The sequence below is a fragment of the Nocardia sp. NPDC003269 genome, from assembly GCF_042888005.1.
In the GTDB taxonomy this organism is placed as follows: Bacteria; Actinomycetota; Actinomycetes; order Mycobacteriales; family Mycobacteriaceae; genus Nocardia.
The window spans coordinates 370,834-392,382 of sequence record NZ_JBIAPA010000004.1 but is presented as its reverse complement, the minus strand read 5'-3'; the positions used below and the strand labels follow the sequence as shown (position 1 = coordinate 392,382).

22 protein-coding genes are annotated in these 21,549 nt (G+C 69.3%); 13 read left to right on the top strand and 9 right to left on the bottom strand.

The annotated features are described in order from the left end of the window. Nucleotides 1-11: 11 nt before the first annotated feature. The 6 genes from ACFYWJ_RS30090 to ACFYWJ_RS30065 all read left to right on the top strand — a co-directional run bounded on the left by ACFYWJ_RS30090 (nucleotide 12) and on the right by ACFYWJ_RS30065 (nucleotide 5,037). Entirely contained in the window at nucleotides 12-581 is a 570-nt protein-coding gene (locus ACFYWJ_RS30090) for an NADPH-dependent FMN reductase (protein WP_355276994.1), read from the top strand. A gap of 2 nt (nucleotides 582-583) precedes the next feature. After that, a complete protein-coding gene (locus ACFYWJ_RS30085; RefSeq protein WP_355276995.1) occupies nucleotides 584-1,210 on the top strand; it encodes a pyridoxamine 5'-phosphate oxidase family protein in 627 nt (208 codons plus the stop codon). A gap of 4 nt (nucleotides 1,211-1,214) precedes the next feature. Then, a complete protein-coding gene (locus ACFYWJ_RS30080; RefSeq protein WP_355276997.1) occupies nucleotides 1,215-2,360 on the top strand; it encodes an MFS transporter in 1,146 nt (381 codons plus the stop codon). A 24-nt stretch (nucleotides 2,361-2,384) separates the two neighbouring features. Beyond that, on the top strand, nucleotides 2,385-3,251 hold the full coding sequence (locus tag ACFYWJ_RS30075) for an alpha/beta hydrolase (protein ID WP_355277000.1): 867 nt from the start codon (nucleotides 2,385-2,387) through the stop codon (nucleotides 3,249-3,251). Between the two features lie 114 nt (nucleotides 3,252-3,365). Next, complete coding sequence (locus ACFYWJ_RS30070; RefSeq protein WP_355277002.1) at nucleotides 3,366-4,574, top strand: lipase family protein; 1,209 nt, start codon at nucleotides 3,366-3,368, stop codon at nucleotides 4,572-4,574. A gap of 58 nt (nucleotides 4,575-4,632) precedes the next feature. Further along, nucleotides 4,633-5,037, top strand: a complete 405-nt coding sequence (locus tag ACFYWJ_RS30065; protein ID WP_355277005.1) for a helix-turn-helix transcriptional regulator — start codon at nucleotides 4,633-4,635, stop codon at nucleotides 5,035-5,037. Between the two features lie 9 nt (nucleotides 5,038-5,046). Here the strand turns inward: ACFYWJ_RS30065 and ACFYWJ_RS30060 are convergent, their stop codons facing one another. Next, nucleotides 5,047-5,649 carry a TetR/AcrR family transcriptional regulator gene (locus tag ACFYWJ_RS30060; protein WP_355277007.1) on the bottom strand — a complete coding sequence of 201 codons (603 nt, stop codon included), beginning with the start codon at nucleotides 5,647-5,649 and terminating at the stop codon, nucleotides 5,047-5,049. 59 nt (nucleotides 5,650-5,708) lie between these two features. On the opposite strand from ACFYWJ_RS30060, the gene ACFYWJ_RS30055 reads away from it, so the two are divergent. Genes ACFYWJ_RS30055 through ACFYWJ_RS30045 form a run of 3 tightly spaced genes read left to right on the top strand, consistent with a single transcriptional unit; the run spans nucleotide 5,709 to nucleotide 8,970 of the window. Continuing rightward, on the top strand, nucleotides 5,709-6,662 hold the full coding sequence (locus ACFYWJ_RS30055) for a patatin-like phospholipase family protein (RefSeq protein WP_355277010.1): 954 nt from the start codon (nucleotides 5,709-5,711) through the stop codon (nucleotides 6,660-6,662). Continuing rightward, nucleotides 6,659-8,137, top strand: a complete 1,479-nt coding sequence (locus ACFYWJ_RS30050) for an NAD(P)/FAD-dependent oxidoreductase (protein ID WP_355277012.1) — start codon at nucleotides 6,659-6,661, stop codon at nucleotides 8,135-8,137. The genes ACFYWJ_RS30055 and ACFYWJ_RS30050 overlap by 4 nt, the downstream gene beginning before the upstream one ends. Further along, complete coding sequence (locus ACFYWJ_RS30045) at nucleotides 8,134-8,970, top strand: SDR family oxidoreductase (protein WP_355277015.1); 837 nt, start codon at nucleotides 8,134-8,136, stop codon at nucleotides 8,968-8,970. Before ACFYWJ_RS30050 ends, ACFYWJ_RS30045 begins: the two co-directional genes overlap by 4 nt. A 9-nt stretch (nucleotides 8,971-8,979) precedes the next feature. On the opposite strand, the gene ACFYWJ_RS30040 is transcribed toward ACFYWJ_RS30045, so the two are convergent. The 5 genes from ACFYWJ_RS30040 to ACFYWJ_RS30020 all read right to left on the bottom strand — a co-directional run bounded on the left by ACFYWJ_RS30040 (nucleotide 8,980) and on the right by ACFYWJ_RS30020 (nucleotide 14,618). Beyond that, complete coding sequence (locus ACFYWJ_RS30040; protein ID WP_355277017.1) at nucleotides 8,980-9,570, bottom strand: ATP-dependent Clp protease proteolytic subunit; 591 nt, start codon at nucleotides 9,568-9,570, stop codon at nucleotides 8,980-8,982. A gap of 28 nt (nucleotides 9,571-9,598) precedes the next feature. After that, a complete protein-coding gene (locus ACFYWJ_RS30035; RefSeq protein ID WP_355277019.1) occupies nucleotides 9,599-10,204 on the bottom strand; it encodes an ATP-dependent Clp protease proteolytic subunit in 606 nt (201 codons plus the stop codon). Nucleotides 10,205-10,303: 99 nt separating this feature from the next. Further along, nucleotides 10,304-10,765 carry an SRPBCC family protein gene (locus ACFYWJ_RS30030; RefSeq protein ID WP_355277020.1) on the bottom strand — a complete coding sequence of 154 codons (462 nt, stop codon included), beginning with the start codon at nucleotides 10,763-10,765 and terminating at the stop codon, nucleotides 10,304-10,306. A 149-nt stretch (nucleotides 10,766-10,914) separates the two neighbouring features. Then, entirely contained in the window at nucleotides 10,915-13,506 is a 2,592-nt protein-coding gene (pepN, locus tag ACFYWJ_RS30025) for an aminopeptidase N (protein WP_355277022.1), read from the bottom strand. 164 nt (nucleotides 13,507-13,670) lie between these two features. Next, nucleotides 13,671-14,618 (bottom strand): NADP-dependent oxidoreductase, encoded by a 948-nt coding sequence (locus ACFYWJ_RS30020; protein ID WP_355277024.1) that lies wholly within the window; start codon nucleotides 14,616-14,618, stop codon nucleotides 13,671-13,673. Nucleotides 14,619-14,688: 70 nt separating this feature from the next. On the opposite strand from ACFYWJ_RS30020, the gene ACFYWJ_RS30015 reads away from it, so the two are divergent. Both ACFYWJ_RS30015 and ACFYWJ_RS30010 read left to right on the top strand, forming a co-directional pair. Further along, nucleotides 14,689-15,645 (top strand): helix-turn-helix domain-containing protein, encoded by a 957-nt coding sequence (locus ACFYWJ_RS30015; RefSeq protein WP_355277026.1) that lies wholly within the window; start codon nucleotides 14,689-14,691, stop codon nucleotides 15,643-15,645. 134 nt (nucleotides 15,646-15,779) lie between these two features. Next, nucleotides 15,780-16,604, top strand: coding sequence for a phosphoribosylaminoimidazolesuccinocarboxamide synthase (locus tag ACFYWJ_RS30010; RefSeq protein WP_355277027.1), 825 nt, complete (start codon nucleotides 15,780-15,782; stop codon nucleotides 16,602-16,604). An 18-nt stretch (nucleotides 16,605-16,622) separates the two neighbouring features. Here the strand turns inward: ACFYWJ_RS30010 and ACFYWJ_RS30005 are convergent, their stop codons facing one another. After that, nucleotides 16,623-16,898, bottom strand: a complete 276-nt coding sequence (locus tag ACFYWJ_RS30005; RefSeq protein WP_387163110.1) for a winged helix-turn-helix transcriptional regulator — start codon at nucleotides 16,896-16,898, stop codon at nucleotides 16,623-16,625. Nucleotides 16,899-17,443: 545 nt separating this feature from the next. Here ACFYWJ_RS30005 and ACFYWJ_RS30000 point away from each other — a divergent pair. Beyond that, nucleotides 17,444-19,513: a hypothetical protein gene (locus tag ACFYWJ_RS30000; RefSeq protein ID WP_355277029.1), complete on the top strand. Its 2,070-nt coding sequence runs from the start codon at nucleotides 17,444-17,446 to the stop codon at nucleotides 19,511-19,513. A 198-nt stretch (nucleotides 19,514-19,711) separates the two neighbouring features. Here ACFYWJ_RS30000 and ACFYWJ_RS29995 read toward each other — a convergent pair whose 3' ends face one another. Both ACFYWJ_RS29995 and ACFYWJ_RS29990 read right to left on the bottom strand, forming a co-directional pair. Then, on the bottom strand, nucleotides 19,712-19,957 hold the full coding sequence (locus ACFYWJ_RS29995) for a hypothetical protein (protein WP_355277031.1): 246 nt from the start codon (nucleotides 19,955-19,957) through the stop codon (nucleotides 19,712-19,714). Nucleotides 19,958-20,199: 242 nt separating this feature from the next. Then, nucleotides 20,200-20,556: a helix-turn-helix domain-containing protein gene (locus ACFYWJ_RS29990; RefSeq protein WP_355277034.1), complete on the bottom strand. Its 357-nt coding sequence runs from the start codon at nucleotides 20,554-20,556 to the stop codon at nucleotides 20,200-20,202. A 50-nt stretch (nucleotides 20,557-20,606) separates the two neighbouring features. On the opposite strand from ACFYWJ_RS29990, the gene ACFYWJ_RS29985 reads away from it, so the two are divergent. Next, nucleotides 20,607-21,500: an NAD(P)-binding domain-containing protein gene (locus tag ACFYWJ_RS29985; protein ID WP_355277037.1), complete on the top strand. Its 894-nt coding sequence runs from the start codon at nucleotides 20,607-20,609 to the stop codon at nucleotides 21,498-21,500. The last annotated feature ends 49 nt before the right edge of the window (nucleotides 21,501-21,549 follow it).

Below are 21,549 nucleotides of genomic sequence, written 5' to 3'. Positions count from 1 at the left end.
AGAGCGATCCCATGAGCAACCACACCGTCCTCGCGCTGTCGGGCAGCCTGCGCGCCGACTCGCACAACACCGCCCTGCTCCGCGCCGCCCAGAAATTCGGCGCCGGCCTCGACATCGAGATCTACGACGGACTCCGCGAGATCCCGCCGTACGACCAGGACCTCGACACCCCGCAGCAGCGTCCGCGCGCGGTCGCCGAGCTGCGCCGCCGCATCGCCGCCGCCGACGGCGTGCTGATCGCGACCCCGGAGTTCAACTACTCGATCCCCGGCGTGCTCAAGAACGCCATCGACTGGGTGAGCACCGACTGGACCGGGACCGAAGGGCTCCCGCTGCTGCGCAAGCCGGTCGCGATCATGGGCGCCGCGCCAACGCAATTCGGTTCGGTCCGAGCGCAACTGGCGCTGCGGCAGGTCTTCGTCTGGACCGAGAGCGATGTGGTGGTGAAGCCGGAGGTGATCGCCTTCCGGTCGCACGAGCGTTTCGACGACGCGGGCACCCTCGTCGACGAGACCACCATCGAGCTGCTCGGGGGCCTGCTCGCCGCGCTCACCGGGAAAATCGAACGGGCGAAGGGGTAGTCGTGACCGGGCACTACGCGCAGGTCGCGTTCACTCCGCTGGTGCGTGCGCATCAGCGCGCGCACGGCAGCCTGGGCAGCTACGAGCGGATGGCGCAGGTGCCCGAGGTCGCCGACCGGATCGGGCCCGACGAGGCCTGGTTCATCGGCGAGCGGGACAGCTTCTACCTGGCGACGGTCGGCGAGACCGGCTGGCCCTACATCCAGCACCGCGGTGGCGCACCGGGATTCCTGAAGGTCCTCGGTGAGCGCACGCTGGGCTTCGCCGATTTCCGCGGCAACAAGCAGTACATCAGCCGCGGCAATCTCGACCACGACGACCGGGTCTCGCTGTTCCTGATGGACTACGCCACGCAGACGCGGATGAAGATCTTCGGCCGGGCGCGGGTGGTCGAGGCCGCCGACGATCCGGGCCTGATCGCCGCGCTCACGATCGAGGGATACCCGGCGCGGGTCGAGCGCGCGGTGCTGATCGAGGTCGAGGCATTCGACTGGAACTGCCGCCAGCACATTCCGCCGCTGTTCCCGCGCGCGGCGGTCGCGGAGGCGATGCAGGTCCTGCGGGATCGGATCGGCGAACTGGAAGCCGAGATCGGCCGCCTACGAAGCGATTCCGAAGATAGGAGGTGACGGCATGCGACGTGAACATCTCGCCTGGGCCGGACTCGCCGCGATGACCGTGTCGTTCGGCCTGAACTTCACGATGGGCGTGTTCTTCGCGCCGACCGCCGCCGCGTACGGCGTCTCGGCGACAGCGCTGGCCGTCGCCGCCGCGCTGGGCACCGCGGTCACCGGGCTGGCGCAGCAGGGCATCGGCAGGCTGCTCGACCTGTTCGGGCCCAAGCTCGTGCTGATCGGCGGGCTCACCCTGATCTCGAGCAGCTACCTGGTGCTGGCCACGGTCACCGAGACCTGGCAGTTCGTCGCGGCCTACATGGTGCTCGGCGGCCTCGGCTTCGCGTCCTCCTCGACGCTGACCGTGACCACCCTGCTCGGCCGGGCGCACGGTGCGCAGGCCGGACCCGCCATGGCGCGCGCGGCGATCGGCATCAACCTGGGTCAGCTGATCACGCCGTGGGCGGCCACGGCGCTGTTCGAGCCGATCGGCGTGCGCGGCACCTTCGCGCTGCTCGGCACGATCGGCCTGGCCGCGACCGCCGTGCTGTGGCGGTTGCTACCGACGGATCAGCGGGCGGCGACCGTCGCCGGTGCCGGGGAGTCGCTGGCCGATCGGTGGAAAGTGCTGGTGTCCTTCGGGTTACACGCGGCGACCCTGTACGTGGTCGTGCTGATGCTGCCCAAGCACGCGGTGGAGCAGGGCTGGTCGGTGGCTGGCGCGGGCAGGCTCGTCGCCCTGGCTGCCCTCGCGGCCGGGCTCACCTCGGCCGCCATGGTGCGCCTGCTGCGGCGCTATCCGCCGGAATCCCTGCTGCGGGTGCTGTATTCGGTGCGCCTGGCCGCCCTGCTGCCCGCCGTATTCGTCCCCGGCCCGCAGGTGCTGGTCGTGGTGGCCGTGCTGTTCGGCATCGCCTCGTTCCCGGTCATCCCGCTGACCATGGCGATCCTCTCGCGCGGCCTCGACCCGGCCCGGATGGGCCGCACGCTCGCCCCGGCCTGGGTGATCCACCAGCTCGCCGCCGCCACCGGCCTCGCCGTGGCCACCGCGGTGCACGCAGTCACCGACAGCTACCGCGGCTATTTCGCGCTCGGCCTGGTCTTCACCGTCGCCGCCGCGGCCCTGATCACTCCGGTTCGCCGCCGCGAACCGGTCACCGTTTGAAAAACCGAGAAAGAGAGATCCATCATGAGCCAGATCCGGCACAACACCGTCCAGATCCAGGGGCACACCGTCTTCTACCGCGAAGCGGGCGACCCGGACCGTCCCACTGTGCTTCTGCTGCACGGCTTCCCGACGAGCTCGGCCATGTTCCGCAACCTGATCCCGGTCCTCGCCGAGGACTACCACGTCATCGCGCCCGACCACCTGGGCTTCGGCCAGTCGGCCGCGCCGGGTGTCGACGAGTTCGACTACACCTTCGACGCGCTCACCGACATCACCCTCGGCCTGCTCGACACCCTCGGCATCGATCGCTTCGCGATCTACATCCAGGACTACGGCGCCCCCATCGGCCTGCGCATCGCCTCGCGCGACCCGGACCGGGTCACCGCGATCATCACCCAGAGCGGCAACGCCTACCTGGAGGGCTTCACGCCGTTCTGGGAGGTGCTGTTCGCGCACGCGACCGACCGCGTCACCCATGAACCCGAGGTGCGCAAGCTGCTCGAGCTCGACGCCACGAAATGGCAGTACACACACGGTGTTCCGGCCGACCGGCTGTCGCTGGTCAGCCCGGACACGTGGACTCTCGACCAGGCCTACCTGGATCGCCCGGGCAACAAGGAGATCCAGCTCCAGCTGTTCTTCGACTACAAGAACAACCTCGACGGTTATCCCGCGTTCCAGAAGTACTTCGCCGAGCATCGCCCGCCGACCCTGATCGCCTGGGGTGAGCACGACGAGATCTTCGGGGCCGACGGTGCCCGCGCCTACCTGAACGACCTGCCCGACGCGGAACTGCACCTGTTCGACGCGGGCCATTTCGCCCTGGAGACGCACGGACCGGAGATCGCCGCGCTGATCCGCGACTTCCTCGGCCGGACTTTGCGCTGAGCCCGACGGACGGCCGGGCGACGTGCGGCGCCCGGCCGTCCACGCGGCATCGAGTAACCTGATCGGTGGTTTACCGGTCGCGCGTGGCGGCCGTTCGGTGGCAGTGGGGGGAACATGCAGACGGGAATCGCCCGGGTGATCACGGCCGCCGCGGTGGCCTGTCTGGCCTGGTCCACCGCGGCCTGCGCGCCGGACACGGCGAGCGCGGCCGAGGTCGTGGGAGCGCCACGGTCGGACTTCTATTCGCCACCCGCGGAATCGATTCCGGGCCCGCACGGGTCGGTGATCCGGACACAACCGGTCACCGGATCGCAGGCGGTGCCGGGCGCCCGCAACTTCCTGGTCCTCTACCGATCGGTCGACGCACAGGGCCGACCCGTCGCGGTGTCGGGCACGCTCGCCGTGCCGGAGGGGACGCCACCGGCGGGCGGCTGGCCGCTGCTGTCGTGGGCGCCGGGCACCAACGGCGTCGCCGACGCGTGCGCGCCCTCGCGTACCGAGGGGTCGTCGCCGGGCCGGGACGACCAGGCCCGCTGGGTCGCCAAGGGCTACGCCGTGGCCAGAACCGACTATCTCGGCCTCGGCACGCCGGGCAACCACGGCTATCTGATCGGCGAGACCGAACAGCGGGCGATGAGCGATATCGCCACGGCCGCACGCGAAGTCGACCGGACCGTCGGCACCCGCTGGGTGGCGATGGGGCATTCGCAGGGTGGGCACGCCGCCCTGTTCGCCGCGAGCGCGGCGGGCGGGTGGGCGCCCGGCGCGGAACTGCTGGGCGCGGTCGCGCTGGCACCCGCCTCGCACCTGGGTGAACAGATCAGGATGGCGAAGTGGGCGGTGTCGAATCCGCTCGGCAAGCTCGGCACCGGGGACGTCTCGCTGTACGTGCCGCTGCTGGTGCGCGGCGCGCAGACCGTCACCGATGTCGATCCCGGCCGGTTCCTCACCGGGCGCGCGGTCTCGATGCTGCCGCTCGCCGACTCCGAATGCACCGCGGGACTGCGGGATCGGAGCAAGTGGGGCGGGCTCTCGGCGAAGGACGTGTTCACGAAGGACGGTGATCTGTCCGGCCTGCTGCGGGTCCTCGACGACAACGATCCCAGCGCCTTGCGGTTCGCGGCGCCGGTGCTGGTCCTGCAGGGCCGCTCCGACATGACCGTGCCGCTGAAGTCGACCGACGCGATGGTGGCCGAGCAGCAGCTCAACGGCCAGTCCGTCGACTACCGCAAGTACGACGACGTCGACCACAGCGGCATCGTGGCGGCGTCCTTCACCGACGCGCTCGGCTGGGTGGACACCCGCTTCGGCATCACCCGCTGAGTTACGCCCACAGCAGAAGAACCGGGTGTGTCGGGACCGGTGTCCCTACGCTCGACGTATGGGCGAACACAGCGGGTTGCGGGTGATTCCGGGCGGACGCGGCGAACGGCGGCCGCGCCCCGAACCGTTGTGGCGCGAAGCCCTCGGTGAGCGGCTGCGCACCCTGCGGCTCGAGCAACGCTCCACGCTCGTCGACACCGCCGGTCGCGCCGGTATCTCCCCGCAGTACCTGTCCGAGGTCGAGCGCGGCCGCAAGGAGCCGTCCAGCGAGATGATCGCGGCGCTGGCCGGCGCGCTCGACACCTCGCTGAGCGATCTGGTCGCCCAGGTAGCCGAGTCGCTGCGCGGCCGGGTCCCGGCCAGGGCCGTCGTCCTCGGCGGTGACCGCGGTATCGGTACGCACGCGCAGCCCGCGCCCGTGCAGAACTCGTTCGCGCCGAACGCCGTGCTCATGGTGGCCTGAGCCGGGCGGTTACGCCGTCCGGACCGATTCGAGCAGGCTGCGCAGCAGGTCGACCAGCGCGCTGACCGGCATCTCGGGGTCGATCGCGCGCTGCACGCCGAGACCGATACCGAGCGAGAGCAGCTGCACGGCGGCGTCGTCGGCCGAGATCGGCAGCTCGAAGCCCATCTCGTCGGCCTGGACCTGGATCAGCGAGCCGAGTACCGCGGTCATCGACCGCCTGCGCGCCGCCAGTTCGGTGCGCACCTCCGGCATGTGCCGGGTGCTGGTGGCGAATTCGACCTCGAGCGCCGTCCAGCCGACATCACCGATGTTCTCGTCGGCCCAGCGCGCGAACCCCTCGATCCGCTCGGTCATCGTGTCGTGGCTCATGACCGCCTCGCTGAGCGAGTGCGCGCGTTCCACGTGCACGACATCGATCACGGCCAGGCCCAGTTCGTGCTTGGTGGCGAAGTTCGAGTAGACGGCGCCCTTGGAGAAGCCCGCTTCGGCGGCCACCTTCTCGAGGGAGGTCACGTTGTAGCCGTCCGCGAGGAAAAGTCGCTTGGCGGTCTCGACCAGTCGTTCGCGGGTCTGAGCGTGCGATTCCTTACGTGTCATCCGGGCGGCCACGGCAAAAGTGTAGCAAGTCGGGGTACCGCTGGAATTCAAATACCGTTAGTATCCGAGTTATGACTACACGACGTGGCCTCGCCATCGGGTGCGGCGGCATCCTCGGCTTCGCTTGGACCGCGGTCGCCCTCGACGCCGTCGAACAGGCACTCGGCTGGGATGTCCGCACCGCCGACGTACTGATCGGCACCTCCGCGGGCGCCGAGATCGTCGCCGCGCTCGGCGCGGGCCGAACCCCGGCCGACTTGCTCGCCGCGCTCGACGGCGCGCCCGGTGCCGATCCGGTCCTGGCCCGGCATGTGGCCGTCGACCCAGGGATGACGCCGCCGGTACCCGCCCTCGGACTGCCGGGTCTCGGGCTGATCGGCGCCGGTGTGCGCGGCGGATCGGTCTACACCGCGCTGGCCGGACTGCTGCCCAAGGGCCGCGGTGACGCCGACTGGCTGCGCGTCTTCGGCCGGGCGCTGACCCCGCGCGGCGGGTGGGTCGACCATCCGGCGACCTGGCTGGTCGCCGCCGACCCGCGCACCGGCGAGCGGGTCGCCTTCGGGTCACCGAGCGCGCCGACGGTCGACCTCGGGACCGCCATCGCCGCCTCCTGGGCCATCCCCGGCTGGTTCCCGCCGGTGCCGGTGCGTGGCCGCCCGTTTGTCGACGGTGGCGCGGTGTCCTCGGTGTCGGCCGACCTGCTGGCCCCGCTGGACCTCGACGAGGTGGTGGTCGTCGCGCCGATGACCACCGAGGGCGGCGCGCCCGCGACCGGACTGAGCCGGGTCGAACGACTGCTGCGCGCCCAGATGACGCGCGGCCTCGATCGCGAGGTGGCGCTGCTGCGCGCGCGGGGCACCCGGGTGATCCGGGTCGAGCCCGGCCCCGCCGAACTCGCGGCCATGGGCGCCAACTTCATGGACTCCGCCCGGCGTCCGGCCACCCTGGCCGCCGCCCACCGGGCCGTCCCCGCCCGGGTCGCCGACGCGATCCGGACATCCGCTGTCGAAGGAGAAAACGTATGAGTCACCACGACGTGGTCGTGATCGGTGCGGGTATCTCGGGCATCTGCGCCGCCATCAAGCTCGCCGAGGCGGGCGTCGAGGACGTCGTGATCCTCGAGAAGGCCGAGACCTTCGGTGGCACCTGGCGCGCCAACACCTATCCGGGCTGCGCCTGCGACGTCCCCTCGGGCCTGTACTCGTTCTCCTTCGCGCCCAACAGCGAATGGTCGCGGTTGTTCGCGACCCAGCCCGAGATCCTCGCCTACGTCGACCGGGTCGCCCGCGACAACGGTCTGGCCGCGCGCACCCGCTTCGGCGTGGAAGTGCTCGGCGCGAGCTGGGACGACACCGACCGCCGGTGGCGCCTCGACACCAGTACCGGGGAGCTGACCGCCCGGTTCGTCGTCTCGGCCGCGGGCCCGTGGAACGAACCGCGCTTCCCCGACATCCCCGGCCTGGCCGAGTTCCCCGGCGAGGTCTTCCACTCCGCGCGCTGGAACCACGACTACGACCTGCGCGGTAAGCGCGTCGCCGTGGTGGGGACCGGCGCCTCGGCGGTGCAGTTCGTGCCCGCCATCCAGCCCGAGGTCGCCGAGCTGCACCTGTTCCAGCGCACCGCGCAGTGGGTACTGCCCAAGCTCGACCATCCGGTGCCCGCCGTCGAGAAGCGGGTGATGCGCAGGCTGCCGTTCGCGCACAAGGCGTTGCGCTCGGTCGAGTACGGGCTGATGGAAGCCCTCGGTGTGGCGTTCCGCAATCCGCGGCCGCTGATGCAGACCGTGCAGAAGGTCGGCTCGGCGTATCTGCGCGCGGTGGTGCGCGATCCGCAGCTGCGCGCCAAGCTCACCCCCGACTACCTGCTCGGCTGCAAGCGAATCCTGTTCTCCAACAGCTACCTCCAGTCGCTCACCCAGGACAACGTCGACGTGCACGCCACCGCCGTCGCCGAGTTCCGCGGCAGCACCGTGCTCGGCGCCGACGGCAGCACCGCCGAGGTCGACGCCGTCATCCTGGGCACCGGCTTCCACATCCTCGACACCCCGCTGGCCGACATCGTGCGCGGCGCCGACGGCCGCACCATGGCCGAGCACTGGCAGGGCTCGCCCGAGGCCTACCTCGGCACCGTCACCACCGGTTTCCCGAACGCGTTCACCGTGCTCGGTCCCAGCCTCGGCACCGGCCACTCCTCGGCCTTCGCCATCCTGGAGGCGCAGGTCGACTTCCTGGTTTCGGCGATCGCGAGTGCCCGGCGCCGCGGCTGGGCGATCCTGGACGTGCGCCCCGAGGTCCAGGCCCGCTACGTCGACCAGGTGCAGGCCGCGCTCACCGGCACCGTCTACAACGCGGGCGGCTGCCAGAGCTACTACCTGGATGCCAACGGCCGCAACAGTTTCAGCTGGCCCTGGTCCACCGGCGAACTGACCCGCCGGGTCAGCGCCTTCGACCCCGACGACTTCAGCATCACCCACGACGACGAGATGGCGGTACCGGCATGAGCTACCCACGGATTGATCTGGACGGCGCGCTGGTCGCGATCACCGGCGCCGCGCGCGGCATCGGTCTCGCCACCGCCGCGGCCTTCGCCGCCAAGGGCGCCTATGTCGCGCTCGGCGATCTCGACGAGACGCTGGCGGTGCAGGCCGCCGACGGACTCGGCGACCGGGCGATGGGCCATGTCCTCGACGTCACCGACAAGGGCTCCTACGCGGCGTTCCTCGCGGCCGCCGAGACCTGGCGCGGCGCACCGCTGGACGTGCTGGTGAACAACGCGGGCGTGATGCCCAACGGCGCCTTCCTCGAGCAGGCCGACCGGATCGACCAGCTCACCATGGACGTCAACGTCTACGGCGTCATCCACGGGATGCGGCTGGCCCTGCCGGGCATGGTCGAGCGCGGCTACGGCCACGTGGTGAATGTCGCCTCGCTCGCGGGCAAGTTCCCGATCAAGGGCCTGGCGGTCTACAACGCCAGCAAGTTCGCGGTGGTCGGGCTGACCGCGGCGACCCGGCTGGAGATGGACGCCACCGGCGTGAGCGTGAGCGCGGTGCTGCCCTCGGCGGTGCGCACCGAACTCAGTTCCGGCATCGACTACGGCATCCTGCCCGCCGTCGATCCCGAGGACATCGCCGCCGCCGTGGTCCGCAGCGTGAAGTCCAGGGCCGCGGAGATCGCGGTGCCGTCGTATGTCGGGCTGATGGCCGATGCCGCCGGGCTGGTGCCCGAGCCGGTGATGCGGGTCTTCCGCAAGGCCGCCCACGACGACGCCGCGATCACCCGGGTCGACGACACGGTGCGCCGGGCCTACCTGGACCGCATCGAAAAGCAGTGAGCCCGGCGATCACTCCCGCTCGTGCAATACGCGGTCGACCAGGCCGTATTCCAGCGCCGTCTCGGCGGTGAACACGCGGTCCCGGTCGGTGTCGCGGCGCAGGGTCTCCGGCGTCTGCCCGGTGTGCTTGGACAGGATGGCCTCGATGGCCGCCCGCATCCGGACGATCTCGTCGGCCTGCAGGATCAGGTCCGGGATGGTGCCCTGGCCGCGAGTCGCGGGCTGGTGCAACACGATCCGGGTGTGCGGCAGCATCGCGCGATGCCCGGCCGCGCCACCGGCCAGCAGCACGGCGCCGACCGCGATGGCCTGGCCGACGCAGGTGGTGTGCACGGGCGCCTTGATGAAACTCATGGTGTCGTAGACGGCGAGCATGGCGGACAGGTCGCCGCCCTCGCAGTTGATGTAGAGGCTGATCGGCTGGCCGGGGCTGTCGGATTCCAGGTGCAGCAGCTGGGCGATCAGCGCGTTGGCGACCCCGGAATCGATGGGTGTGCCCAGGTAGACGATCCGCTCGCTGAGCAGATGCGAGTAGATGTCGGTGATCCGTTCACCGCCGCGATGCTGGGACACGACATTGGGGATGGTGTAGCTGGTCATGAGAAATCTCCTCTGCGAGAACCGTGGCTCAGGCCGTGATGCCGATGCGGTGGCGGTTGGGGACGACCTGGTCGAAGGATTCGACGATGTGGTCGATGAAGCCGTAGTCCTTGGCCTGGGTGGCGGTGAACCAGCGGTCATGCAGGGAGTCCTCGTAGATCCGGTCGAACGGCTGGCCGGTGTCGGCGGCGATCAGGCCGAGCACGGTGTCGACGGTGTAGCGCAGATCGTCGGCCTGCACCTCGACCTCCACGGCGCTGCCGCCGATGCCGGCCGAGCCCTGGTGCATGAGGATGCGGGCGTGCGGCAGCGCGAACCGGCGGCCCGGCGTGCCGGAGGAGAGCAGGAATTGCCCAGCGCTGCACGCCAATCCGAGGGCGAGGGTGGAGACCTCGCACGGGACCAGCCGCATCACGTCGCGGATGGCGAGCATCGAGGGCACCGAGCCGCCGGGGGAGTGGATCCACAGCGAGATCGGGGCCTCGGGGCTCTGCGCGGCCAGCGTGAGCAGCTGGGTGATCAGCAGGGTGCCGTTGTCGTCGTCGAGCGCGCCGTCGAGCACGAGGATGCGGCGGCCGAACAGTTGTTCGCGGGCTCGCCAGCTGAACATCGGGGTCTTGTCGTCGTGTGCCATGCGTCCACGGTGCCTCGCGCGCACCGGGTTTCGCCGCCGTTGCTGCTCCCGGCAGATCCGCTCACAGCAGCAGAGGCGGCCCGCCGGGGTGGCGTTGGATCAGCCCGCGGTCGGCTCGGCCACGGTCAGCTCCTTCGCGCAGATGTCGAGGATCTGCCCGAAGATCCTGGCGACCACCGGCGCCGCCAGCCTGCGCGTGACCGGTCCGGCGAGCAGCGGCACCTTCGCCTCCATGGTGGTCGTCCAGACGACCCGCGTGCCGCCCGGCACGGTCGTGAAGGTCATGGTGCCGCCCTCGTGCCGTGACGGCGGAACGCTGCGGGTGACCAGGTAGTCGAACGAGAACGGCGGGTCGTAGCGCGTGATCCGTTCCTCGAGGTGGCCGATCAGCCAGGTGTGCCGCCGGATCGCGCCGACCCCGTACGGCGCGCCCTGACCGGGGTGGGCCAGCCGGTTGCGCAGCACCCAGAACGAGCGCTCGTAGTTCGTCGTGGTCGCGCACCAGTCGAAGACCTGATCGATCGGCGCCGCGATCACCCGTTCGACAGCGATGGTTTCCATCCCGCTTCTCCTTCGAAGACCGACATGGAGGTGATCCCCCGGGTCGGAGCCTACCCGCCGGATCCGCCGACGTGGCGAAATGTGTTGAGCCACAGCGAGAACACGACAGGCCCCGATCCGCGGGGGATCGGGGCCTGTCCTGGTGTCACCTACTTGGCGTCGAATTCGCGTGCGCGCAGCGACCGTTCGATCCCGGCGCGGCCCTCGGAGACCAGGCGGTACAGGGCGGGCGGGTGATCGCCCGCCAGGAACTCGTCGGCCTTGGCGACCGCGTCCTCGCTGATGGCCCAGTGCGGGTACAGGCCGATGACGACGGTCTGGGCGACCTCGCTGGACCTGCGCTCCCACACCGCCGGGATGTCGGCGAAGTACTTGTCCACGTACGGCGCGAGCAACGCGCCCTGCCCGGCGGGCGCGAAGCCGCCGACGATGGCGCGGGCGGTGATGTTGGGCACCGAATCGTCGCCCATCACCGTGTTCCAGGCCTGCGCCTTCACCTCGGCGATCGGCCGCGCGGTGGCCGCCGCGGCGGCCTGACGCTTGCCCGCCGCGGTCGGGTCGCCCGCCAGCTCGGCGTCGATGGTCGGCGCGTCGACCCCGTCGGCGTCGATCCGCCCCGACGCCGCCAGCGCGGTGACGACGCGCCAGCGCAGGTCGGTGTCGATGGTGAGCCCGGCCAGCCCGGCCGCCGCGGCATCGCCGTCGAGCAGCTGCGTCAGCACGCCGGTGTGGCGCGGCTCCAGCTTCGCGCCGGTGAGGGCGTTGACGAAGGCGAGCTGATGGTCCGACCCCGCCTCGGCCGCGCGGGCCAGCTCGAGCAGCCGGTCGGCGAAGCCGGGCCAGCCCTCCTGCTCGGCCCACCCCGGCTCGGCGTAGCTGGAGATGGCGGTGGCGGCCTGCATGAGCAGCCGCTGCACCACGCCGATCTCGGACTCCGCGCCGATCCCGCGCTGCACCAGCGCGACGAAATCACGGGCCTTCATCTCGGCCTGACGGGTCATCTCCCAGGCCGCCGACCAGGCCAGCGTGCGCGGCAGCGAATCGGCGATGTCACCGACGCGCTGCACCACCACGTCGAGCGAGTCGGGGTCCAGGCGCAGCGAGCAGTAGGTGAGGTCGTCGTCGTTGACCAGCACCAGCTGACCGCGCGGCACCCCGGCCAGCTCCGGCACCTCGGTGCGCCCGGTCGCGTCGAGATCGAGCTCGACGCGGTGGGTGCGCACCAGCTTGCCGTCGACGTCGTCGTAGACACCGATCGCGATGCGGTGCACGCGGTGCTCACCGGCACCGGGCTCGGCGCCCTCCTGCACCACGGCGAAACTCGCGAACGTGCCGTCGGCGGCGACGAGGAAGTCCGGGCGCAGGATGTTCAGGCCGGTGGTCTTGAGCCACTGCGCGCCCCAATCCGACAGGTCACGTCCCGACGCCTGCTCCAGCGCGGCGAGCAGATCGTCGAAGGTGGCGTTGCCGTAGGCGTGTTCGGCGAAGTAGGCACGCAGCCCGGCCAGGAACGGCTGCAACCCGACGTAGGCGACGAGCTGCTTGAGTACGCTGGCGCCCTTGGCGTAGGTGATGCCGTCGAAGTTGACCTCGACCGCGTGCAGGTCGGGGATGTCGGCGGCGATCGGGTGGGTCGAGGGCAGCTGGTCCTGGCGGTAGGCCCAGGACTTCTCCACATTCGCGAACGTGGTCCAGGCGCTGGTGTATTCGGTGGCCTCGGCCTGGCACAGCACCGAGGCGAAGGTCGCGAACGACTCGTTGAGCCACAGGTCGTCCCACCACTTCATGGTGACCAGGTCGCCGAACCACATGTGCGCCATCTCGTGCAGCACGGTCTCGGCCCGGCGCTCGTAGGACGCGCGGGTCACCTTGGAGCGGAACACGTAGTCCTCGAGGAAGGTGACCGCGCCCGCGTTCTCCATCGCGCCCGCGTTGAACTCCGGCACGAACAGCTGGTCGTACTTGCCGAAGGCGTACGGCACGCCGAAGTTGTCGTGGTAGAAGGCGAAACCCTGCTTGGTCTCGGTGAACAGGCGCTCGGCGTCCATGTGCTCGGCCAGCGAGGCGCGGCAGAACAGGCCGAGCGGGATCTCGCCGTGGCCGTCGGTGTAGGCGTCGGTCCAGGTGGCGTACGGGCCGGCGATCATGGCGACCAGGTAGGTGCTCATCTTCGGAGTGGTCGCGAAGGTGTGCCGCACCACCGCGCCGACCTTGTGCTCCTCGGCGGTCGCGCCGTTGGAGACGACCCGCCAGTCACCGGGCGCGGTGGCGACGATGTCGAAGGTGGCCTTGAGGTCGGGCTGGTCGAAGCAGGCGAACATCCGCTTGGCGTCGGCGGTCTCGAACTGCGAGTACAGGTAGACGTTGTCGTCGGCCGGGTCGACGAAGCGGTGCAGACCCTCACCGGTGTGCGAGTACTCGCAGTCCGCCTCGACGACGAGCTCGTTGGTCGCGGCCAGCTCGGGCAGCGTGATCCCGGTCGACTCGTCGTAGTCGCTGATGTCCAGCGGGGTCCCGTTCAGCACGGCCGAGCGCACCCGCGGCGCCACCAGGTCGATGAACGTGCTCGCGCCGGGGGTGGCGGTGAAGGTGACCGTGGTCTTCGAACCGAAGGTGTCCGACACTTCCGAGCCCGCGCTTCGCGGCTGGTCGGTGAGGTCGAGTTCGATCCGGTAGTTCTGCACGGCCACCGTCGCGGCGCGTTCGACCGCCTGGTCGCGGGTGAGATTCGGGGCGGACATAGATCTCCTTCGTCGTCGACGAACACGGCACGGCTCGGCGTTCCGGTCGGCACCGGAGCGCACATCAGCGTCCACAATGCCACTTGCCGTCGAGCACCGCTCACGAGTTTCCCGCCACCCGCGCGCCGTCTGCGCCGCCACCCGCTGGTGGCGGCGCCGATCGGTCAGCGCACCGTGACGACGAGTTTCCCGAGCGTCCGATCCGTCTCCCCGAGCGCGTGCGCCTTCGCCGCCTCGGCCAGTGGGAACACCCCGGCGATGGTCGGGCGCAGCGTGCCCGCGGCGAGCAGCTCGGCGATCGCGCTCATCCCGGCGTGGTCGGCCTCCACCAGCAGTTCGGCGTAGCGCACCCCACGGCGGTCCGCGTCGGCGCGCAGGTCGGCGTCGCCGGTCGGCAGGATGGTGACCAGCACGCCACCGGGCCGCAGCGTCGGAAGGGAGCGGCGGGCGTTCGCCGCGCCGAGGGTGTCCAGCACGACGTCCACGTCGGTGACGGCCGTGGCGAAATCCACGGTCCGGTAGTCGATCAGCTCGTCGGCGCCGAGTTCGCGCAGGTGCTCGTGTTTGGCGGTGCTCGCGGTCCCGATCACGTACGCGCCGCGGGCCTTCGCGATCTGCACCGCCAGATGTCCCACGCCGCCGCCCGCCGCGTGGATCAGCACCCGCTGTCCCGCCGCGACCCGCGCGGTGTCGACCAGGGCCTGCCACGCGGTGAGCGCGGCCAGTGGTGTCGCCCCGGCCACGGTGTGGTCGACCTGGCTCGGCTTGCGCGCGAAGGCCCTGGCCGGACCGGTGACGTACTCCGCGAGCGAGCCGTGGCCGTGCGGGTAGGGCAGCATGCCGAACACCTCGTCACCCGGCGCGAACAGGGTGACGCCCACCCCGACGGCCGCCACGGTGCCCGAGACATCCCACCCGAGGACGAACGGCGGCGGGGGCAGGAACAACCCGGACCGCGCCCGGTGTTTCCAGTCGGTGGGGTTGAGGCCCGCCGCGTGCACCCGAACCAGGACTTCGCTCGGACCGGGTGTGGGACGGGGCAATTCGATCTCGCGCAGCACCTCGGGTCCGCCGAGGGTGTCCTGACTGATGGCGCGCATGGTGTCGGTCATGGGGTCAACGGTGCCGGGTGGCGGCCGCCGGGGAAATGGCATGAAAGTCATCATCCGATAGAATCGTGCCATGCATCGTGTGGTGGTCCTGGCGCTCGACGGCGTCTACCCGTTCGAACTCGGCACCCCGCAGCGCGTCTTCGGCACCATCGACGACCGCTACGAGGTGCTCACCTGTTCCGTCGACGGGCGGCCGGTGCGGACCTGCGCCGACTTCCGGATCGCCGTCGAGCACGGGCCCGAACTGCTGGCGACCGCCGACACGGTGGTGATCCCCGCGTCCGACATCACCGAGGCGCTCGCCGGGCTCGGCGCGGTGACCAGGGGCGCGCTCGCACGGATCCGGCCCGGCACGCGCATCGTGTCGATCTGCACCGGCGCGTTCGTCCTGGCCGCGGCTGGCCTGCTCGACGGCAGGCCCGCGACCACGCACTGGCGCATGGCCGCGTTGTTCCGCAGGCACTTTCCCCTGGTGCGGCTCGACCCGGACGTCCTGTTCGTCGACGACGGCGATGTCCTGACCTCGGCGGGCGCGGCCTCCGGGGTCGACCTGTGCCTGCACATCGTGCGCGCCGATCACGGCAGCGCGGTGGCCAACGAGGTGGCGCGCCGCTGCGTGGTGCCGCCGTGGCGCGAGGGTGGGCAGGCGCAGTACATCGACCTGCCCGTCCCCGATCCGGCGATGGCCAGCACCGCCGCGACCAGGCACTGGGCCCTGGAGAACCTGGCGCTACCGCTGACCATGGCCGACCTCGCCCGGCACGCGGGCATGAGCAGCCGCACCTTCGCCCGCCGCTTCGGTGACGAAGTGGGCCTGAGCCCCGGCCGCTGGCTCACCCAGCAGCGCGTGGTGCGCGCCCGCGACCTGCTCGAGGCCAGCGAGCTGTCGGTCGAGCAGATCGCGGGCCGGGTCGGCTTCGCCACCGGAACCTCGCTGCGCCAGCACTTCCAGACCGCGATCGGCGTCGCCCCGCTGGCCTACCGCCGGACCTTCCGCCGCAACGACGGCGACCGCGCGAGCGCGTGACCGGACCACCGGTGACGAGAGCGCGCCGCGACGGAATGTGACCGGCCTCGCGTCGCGGTGACCAGGCCCGATCGGGGTGCGGGGCTGCCGGTAGAGTTCCGGGCAAACCGCACCCAGGATTCGGAGGCTCGACGTTGAAGCATGTGCACGCCGGGAAAGTTCGTGACCTCTACGAGGACGGCGACACCCTGCTGCTCGTCGCCTCGGACCGCGTCTCGGTCTACGACGTCGTGCTGCCGACCCCGATCCCGGACAAGGGCGCGCTGCTGACGCAGCTGTCGAACTGGTGGTTCGAATACTTCACCGGCATCCCCAACCACGTGGTCTCGGCCACCGACGTGCCCGCCGAGTTCGCCGGGCGCGGTATCCGGGTCAAGCCGCTGAAGATGGTGCAGGTCGAGTGCATCGCGCGCGGCTACCTGACCGGCTCGGGGCTCAAGGAGTACCTGCAGTCGGGCACCGTGTCGGGCATCGCCCTGCCGCCGGGGCTGCGCGACGGCGACAAGCTGCCCGAGCCGATCTTCACCCCCTCCACCAAGGCCGCCGAAGGGCACGACGAGGCGATCAGCTTCGCCGACGTGGTGAACCAGGAGGGCCGCGAGGTCGCCGAGCGGCTGCGCGACCTGACCCTCGAGATCTACTCGCGCGGTGCCGAGCACGCGGCGAAGGCCGGCGTGATCGTCGCCGACACCAAGGTCGAATTCGGCTGGGACGGTGACGTGCTCACCCTCGGCGACGAGGTGCTGACCTCCGATTCCTCGCGCTTCTGGCCCGCCGACGAATGGGAGCCGGGCCGTGCCCAGCGCTCCTTCGACAAGCAGTTCGTGCGCGACTGGTCGACCTCCACCGGCTGGAACAAGGAGTACCCGGGCCCGGAGATCCCCACCGACGTGGTCGAGGCGACCCGGCGCAAGTACGAAGAGGCCTACGAGCGCATCACCGGCCGGACCTGGAGCTGAGCGGCTGGCCGCGCTCGGTCAATGCACCGGCGCGGCAACGCCTTTGACCTCGCAGATGTGGTCCATGTTCGCGGTGCCCCACGCGCCGAGCGTGACCAGCGCCGCGTTCAGGGAGACCCCCAGGTCGGTGAGTGAGTACTCGACCTTCGGGGGCACCTGCGCGTAGATCTCCCGGTGCACGATCCCGTCGTGCTCGAGCTCGCGGAGCTGCTGGATCAGGATCAGCATCTTCTCGGTCATCCCCGGCAGCAGCCGCTTCAGATCGACTTCACGTGTGAAACGAGTAAGCGCCAGGTGAGGCTGAGCAACTTGCTCAGCCCCACCTGGCGTGCGTCAGGCCCCGGATCATGACGGAAGCCCGGCACTGGGCAGTAACCAGTTACTACTTCGTCAGCGTTTGCGCGGCCACCTAACCGCCCAGCTGCCGACCCACCGCATGCCGTCACGCAATCGCTGGTATGCCACCAACGCGAGTCGCCACGTCGCCACGACGACTGCGCGGACGGCAGGCTTGCCCACCAACCTCAGAATGATCGCCACGGCCTGGAGGACATCGGCGAGATCCCCGAACCCCAGAACACGCAGAGTCAGTTCCGCTAGCTCGAACGCTGTGGCGATGCGCTCGGTGGGAGTTGCTTCGAGCCATCGTCGAAGCCGGGACGTTGGCGAGTTCTCGTGGTCTTCTTGCTGGGCCACAGCACTACCTTTCGCTCGTGGTGCGGTTTGCCCGGCTAGATTGGAGTCGCAGATTGTTCTCCACCGCAGTCGTTTTCGTCGCTGCAAGTCGGCGATGGAGAACCATAGATTTTCCATGGAGATCCGAGCGAAGGTGCAGGTAGATGACGGGCAGTCAGTCTTCTCGCCCTGGACGCAAACGTGGACGGATGCGCGGGGAGACCGCGGAGATGAATGCGACTGCGCGATTGCTTCGAGATCTAATGGTCGAGGCGGGACTGACAAGCAAGGACCTACAGGTTGGTCTCAGGACTCAGCTTGCAGAGGCCACGATCGGAAACCGGCTGGCCGGTGTTGGGTTGACGTGGGAGTTCGTGGAGGACGTGGTTCTGGCTTGCACCGACCTCGCCGAGCTCAGGCGTAAACGCCCGCAGTATCTCCGGCAGGCCAGAACGAAATGGGAGATCGCACAGAACTCTCACACACCACCGGTCGTGGTCGACGCCAAGACCTCCCAGGGGTCGCTCACCAGCGCGGTCATCGATCTTCAGCGCACTGCTGTGGACCTGCATGAAAGACTCCACGCCAAGCAAACCCAACTCACTGCTGCGCGGACGGCCCGCGCGCACGCCGAGCTCGCGTTGCGTTCATCGAGCGCGCTGGCTGCGGCATTGTCACCGTGGGTGCTGATCCTGCTCAACGAGATCGACCACCTAACGCGCGAGCGAAACGCGCTCGCTGCCGCTTACCCCGTCGACACAGTTCGGATGGGATCACTCGACACAGAACTCGCCCAGACCCGTACTCGTCACGATGACACCGAACGGGATCTTGCCGCCGCCGAGACCCAGCGTGGCCTCGCGGTGCAGGTCTTGGCGAGTTCGGTGACACTAGCTCGACAGCTGCATCGAGATATGCAACAACTTCAGCAGGCAGCCGCCGCCGATGTCGATTCCGACAACACGGCAAGCACGGTCAACACCATGAATCAGCTTGTCGATCCCGAGTTCATGCTCGACAGCATCGACGACGTCCACGACCACGCGGTCTCGACGACCATCACGATCACCAACCAATTGAACGAGGCGATGTCCATCCTCGCCACGATCAACTCCAGCAGTAGCTCGATCCAACCGCCCGGCAACTCCGATCCGAGCACGAGATCGCCGCGGCTGTGGTGGGAGATGATCAACGACGTTCCCGCCGATGTGCTTGCCTGGGCCGAAGCCACTGCCCGGCAGCTGATCCAAGCTCACGACGCCAACGACAGCAGAATCACGACAACCGCACACACTCGTCCGGCGCGCGAGGTCATCCTCCTCGCAGATACCATGTGGCGATTCGGCTGGATCGAAGGTTCAGCACGGATGTGGGACGCACTCGCTTTGCAGAAGCAGACCGCGCACGTCGTGCAGATCGCCTCCGCACTGATGTCCGCACCCCAGCCCTCGCGGCCCTCGCGGTTCCAGCGGCCTTTGGGTGATCGATTTCTTCATCCGGAGCGCACCCTGCCCAGGGTTCGTCCCGAGCCGAGATTCGTGCGTGGTGCCCGAATGTTGCGCGTCGCGCTGGCCATGCGCCCGGTAGATGAGGCCCTCGCCATCCATGACGAGGCTGTTCGGACGCTCGGCGGTGCGGAAACCGCCACGGCGACACTTTTCGAGCGGGACTACTCTGATGTCATCCAGATGTTCGTGCAGGAGTTCCTGCAAGATCCCACCCGCGAGTCAACAACGGCCCTGGTGAACTTCGCCCTCCGTTCGATGTCAGCCGAGGCCATCCTCGCCCTGATCGACGAGGTCACGCCAATAGTGACTGTTCAGCAGCAGCGCGGGCGGCAAAACCAGGAGACGCTCTCACGGCCCGACTGGAGAGTGTTATGGGCATTCGTCGAGCCTCTGCCTCTCCGTCGACGCGAGAAAGTCGGAGTTGAACTCATGGTGAGGATCTGGATGCGCGAGGAACAGTGGATCCTTATCGAGATGTTCGCGACGTTGTATCGAGGCCGATATGACGAACTTCTCGCCGACCTGCTTGTGCCGTGGCCCGAACCGCTGGAACAACCCGCGAAAGACTTTGCCGAAGCAGTCTTCCGAAGAGCTAGTGACGGATACCGCAGTACCGGAACACTGAAGTTCGTTGCACGCGCGCTCAAAAACGCTGGCGTTGACACAGCCCTCGTATTCGGCCCGAAGTCCTTGGATCTGCCGCACCTCATCGAAATAGACAGCTAAGGAAAGTCTTTGAGTCGTGCCGACCATCGGCGCTCGTTCCACGCACATAGTCCGTAGCGACTACTGGCCAGATCCAGCAGCCCTACTAATGCAGCCTCGGATCGCAGCCCACGCTACCGGTCACGACACCGGGGCCAGCGCCCGTGATTGCCAGCTTCGAAGGCACCGAACCCGGCAACCGACTCGCACCAGTGCAGACTAGTCGGCCGGGCGTCGATGCTCGCGGTACCGGAATGCGTCGGACATCTGCTTCTCCCAGTAGGCGCAGATGTGATCGTCGGTACCGTCTTGTGCGAGAACCTCTTCGTCGCCGCTCGCGGTCAGCTCGGCTTCGGCGAGCGCGCCAGCCCCCAGCATCAGCACGCCGTCGCGCTGCCTCACAGGAACGTCACCGTCCTTTGTCGCGGCGGTGTAGACGTACCCTCCTGCGATACTGCTGGCCAACCGTCGCAGCTTGTAATCAAACCCGCTACATAACGGCCGACGTCAACCAACGCCACTCACGCACCCCAACGCAAGTAGCCGATATCACAGCCACAGCTGCCGAACTCGCGGTGCATCCGCTGATCAGGGAAACCTACAACCTACCGAACCAACGACACCCAACACCGCCAACCTTGACAACGCCGTTCATCGCACGCTAGACCCTTGCGAGTACATGGAGTTACCCATGTACTCGCGCTCGGTCAGTGCGCCGGCGCGGCAACGCCTTTGACCTCGCAGATGTGGTCCATGTTCGCGGTGCCCCACGCGCCGAGCGTGACAAGTGCCGCGTTCAGGGAGACCCCCAGGTCGGTGAGTGAGTACTCGACCTTCGGGGGCACCTGCGCGTAGATCTCCCGGTGCACGATCCCGTCGTGCTCGAGCTCGCGCAGCTGCTGGATCAGCATCTTCTCGGTGACGCCGGGGACCAGCCGTTTGAGGTCGCCGAAGCGCTGGGTGCCGGTGGACAGCGCCCACAGGATCAGCGCCTTCCACTTGCCGCCGACGACGTCGAGCGCGGCATCGATCCCGCACGAATACGGACGCTCTCGCTGCTTCATGGTCGCCTTACTTACTTTTTGGTGAGTATTGGACTTGATAGTCGGTACTTGTGCAGTGTACCGCTACCGGCGAATCTGGGAGGGCGTTGCCGACCGGCAACGGGAGCTGCGAACCAAGGGGAACAATGACCAACTCGGCGACGGCACAGCGGGTTTCGGTGATCGGGCTCGGCGCGATGGGCACCGTGCTGGCGCGGGCGCTGCTGGCGGGCGGTCACCAGGTGACGGTGTGGAACCGCACCCCGGCGCGGGCGCAGCCGCTCGTGGCCGAGGGCGCGGTGCTCGCGGCGACCTCCGCCGAGGCGCTGGCGGCGGCCGATCTGGTGATCCTGTGCGTGCTCGACGACGCGGCGGCGCGCGAACACCTCGAGCCCGCGGCGGCGTCGCTGCGCGGGCGCACCGTGGTGAACCTGACCACGACCACGCCGGAACAGGCGCGGGCGCTGGGCCGCTGGGCCGCGGCCGACGGGGTCGAGCTGATCGACGGCGGCATCATGGCGGTGCCGTCGATGATCGGCGGACCGGGCGCGTTCGTGCTGTACAGCGGCGCGAGCGCGGCGTTCGAGCGGTACCGCCCGGTGCTCGAGCTGTTCGGCTCGGCCGAGTTCGTCGGCGCCGACCTGGGCGCGGCGGCCATGTACGACGTCTCGATCCTGGGCGGCATGTACGCGATGTTCGCCGCGTTCCAGCAGGGCGGCGCGATGGTCCGCAGCACCGGCGGCACCGCCGAGCGGCTGGCCGGGCTGATGGCCCCGTTCCTCCAGGCCATGGCGACCCTGCTCACCCAGCACGCGGTGGGCATCGACACCCCGGCCGACTTCGTGCAGGAGCAGAGCGACGAATTCACCGCCGCCGCCATCGATCTGATCGACAAGGCGGCGGTCGAGTCCGGCAACCCCACCGAGCTCTTCGGTGTGCTGCGGCGGACGCTCACCGGGCTGTGACGACGAGGCGGCTCGCTCGATCGCGAGCCGGGACCGGCCGACCGGGTGG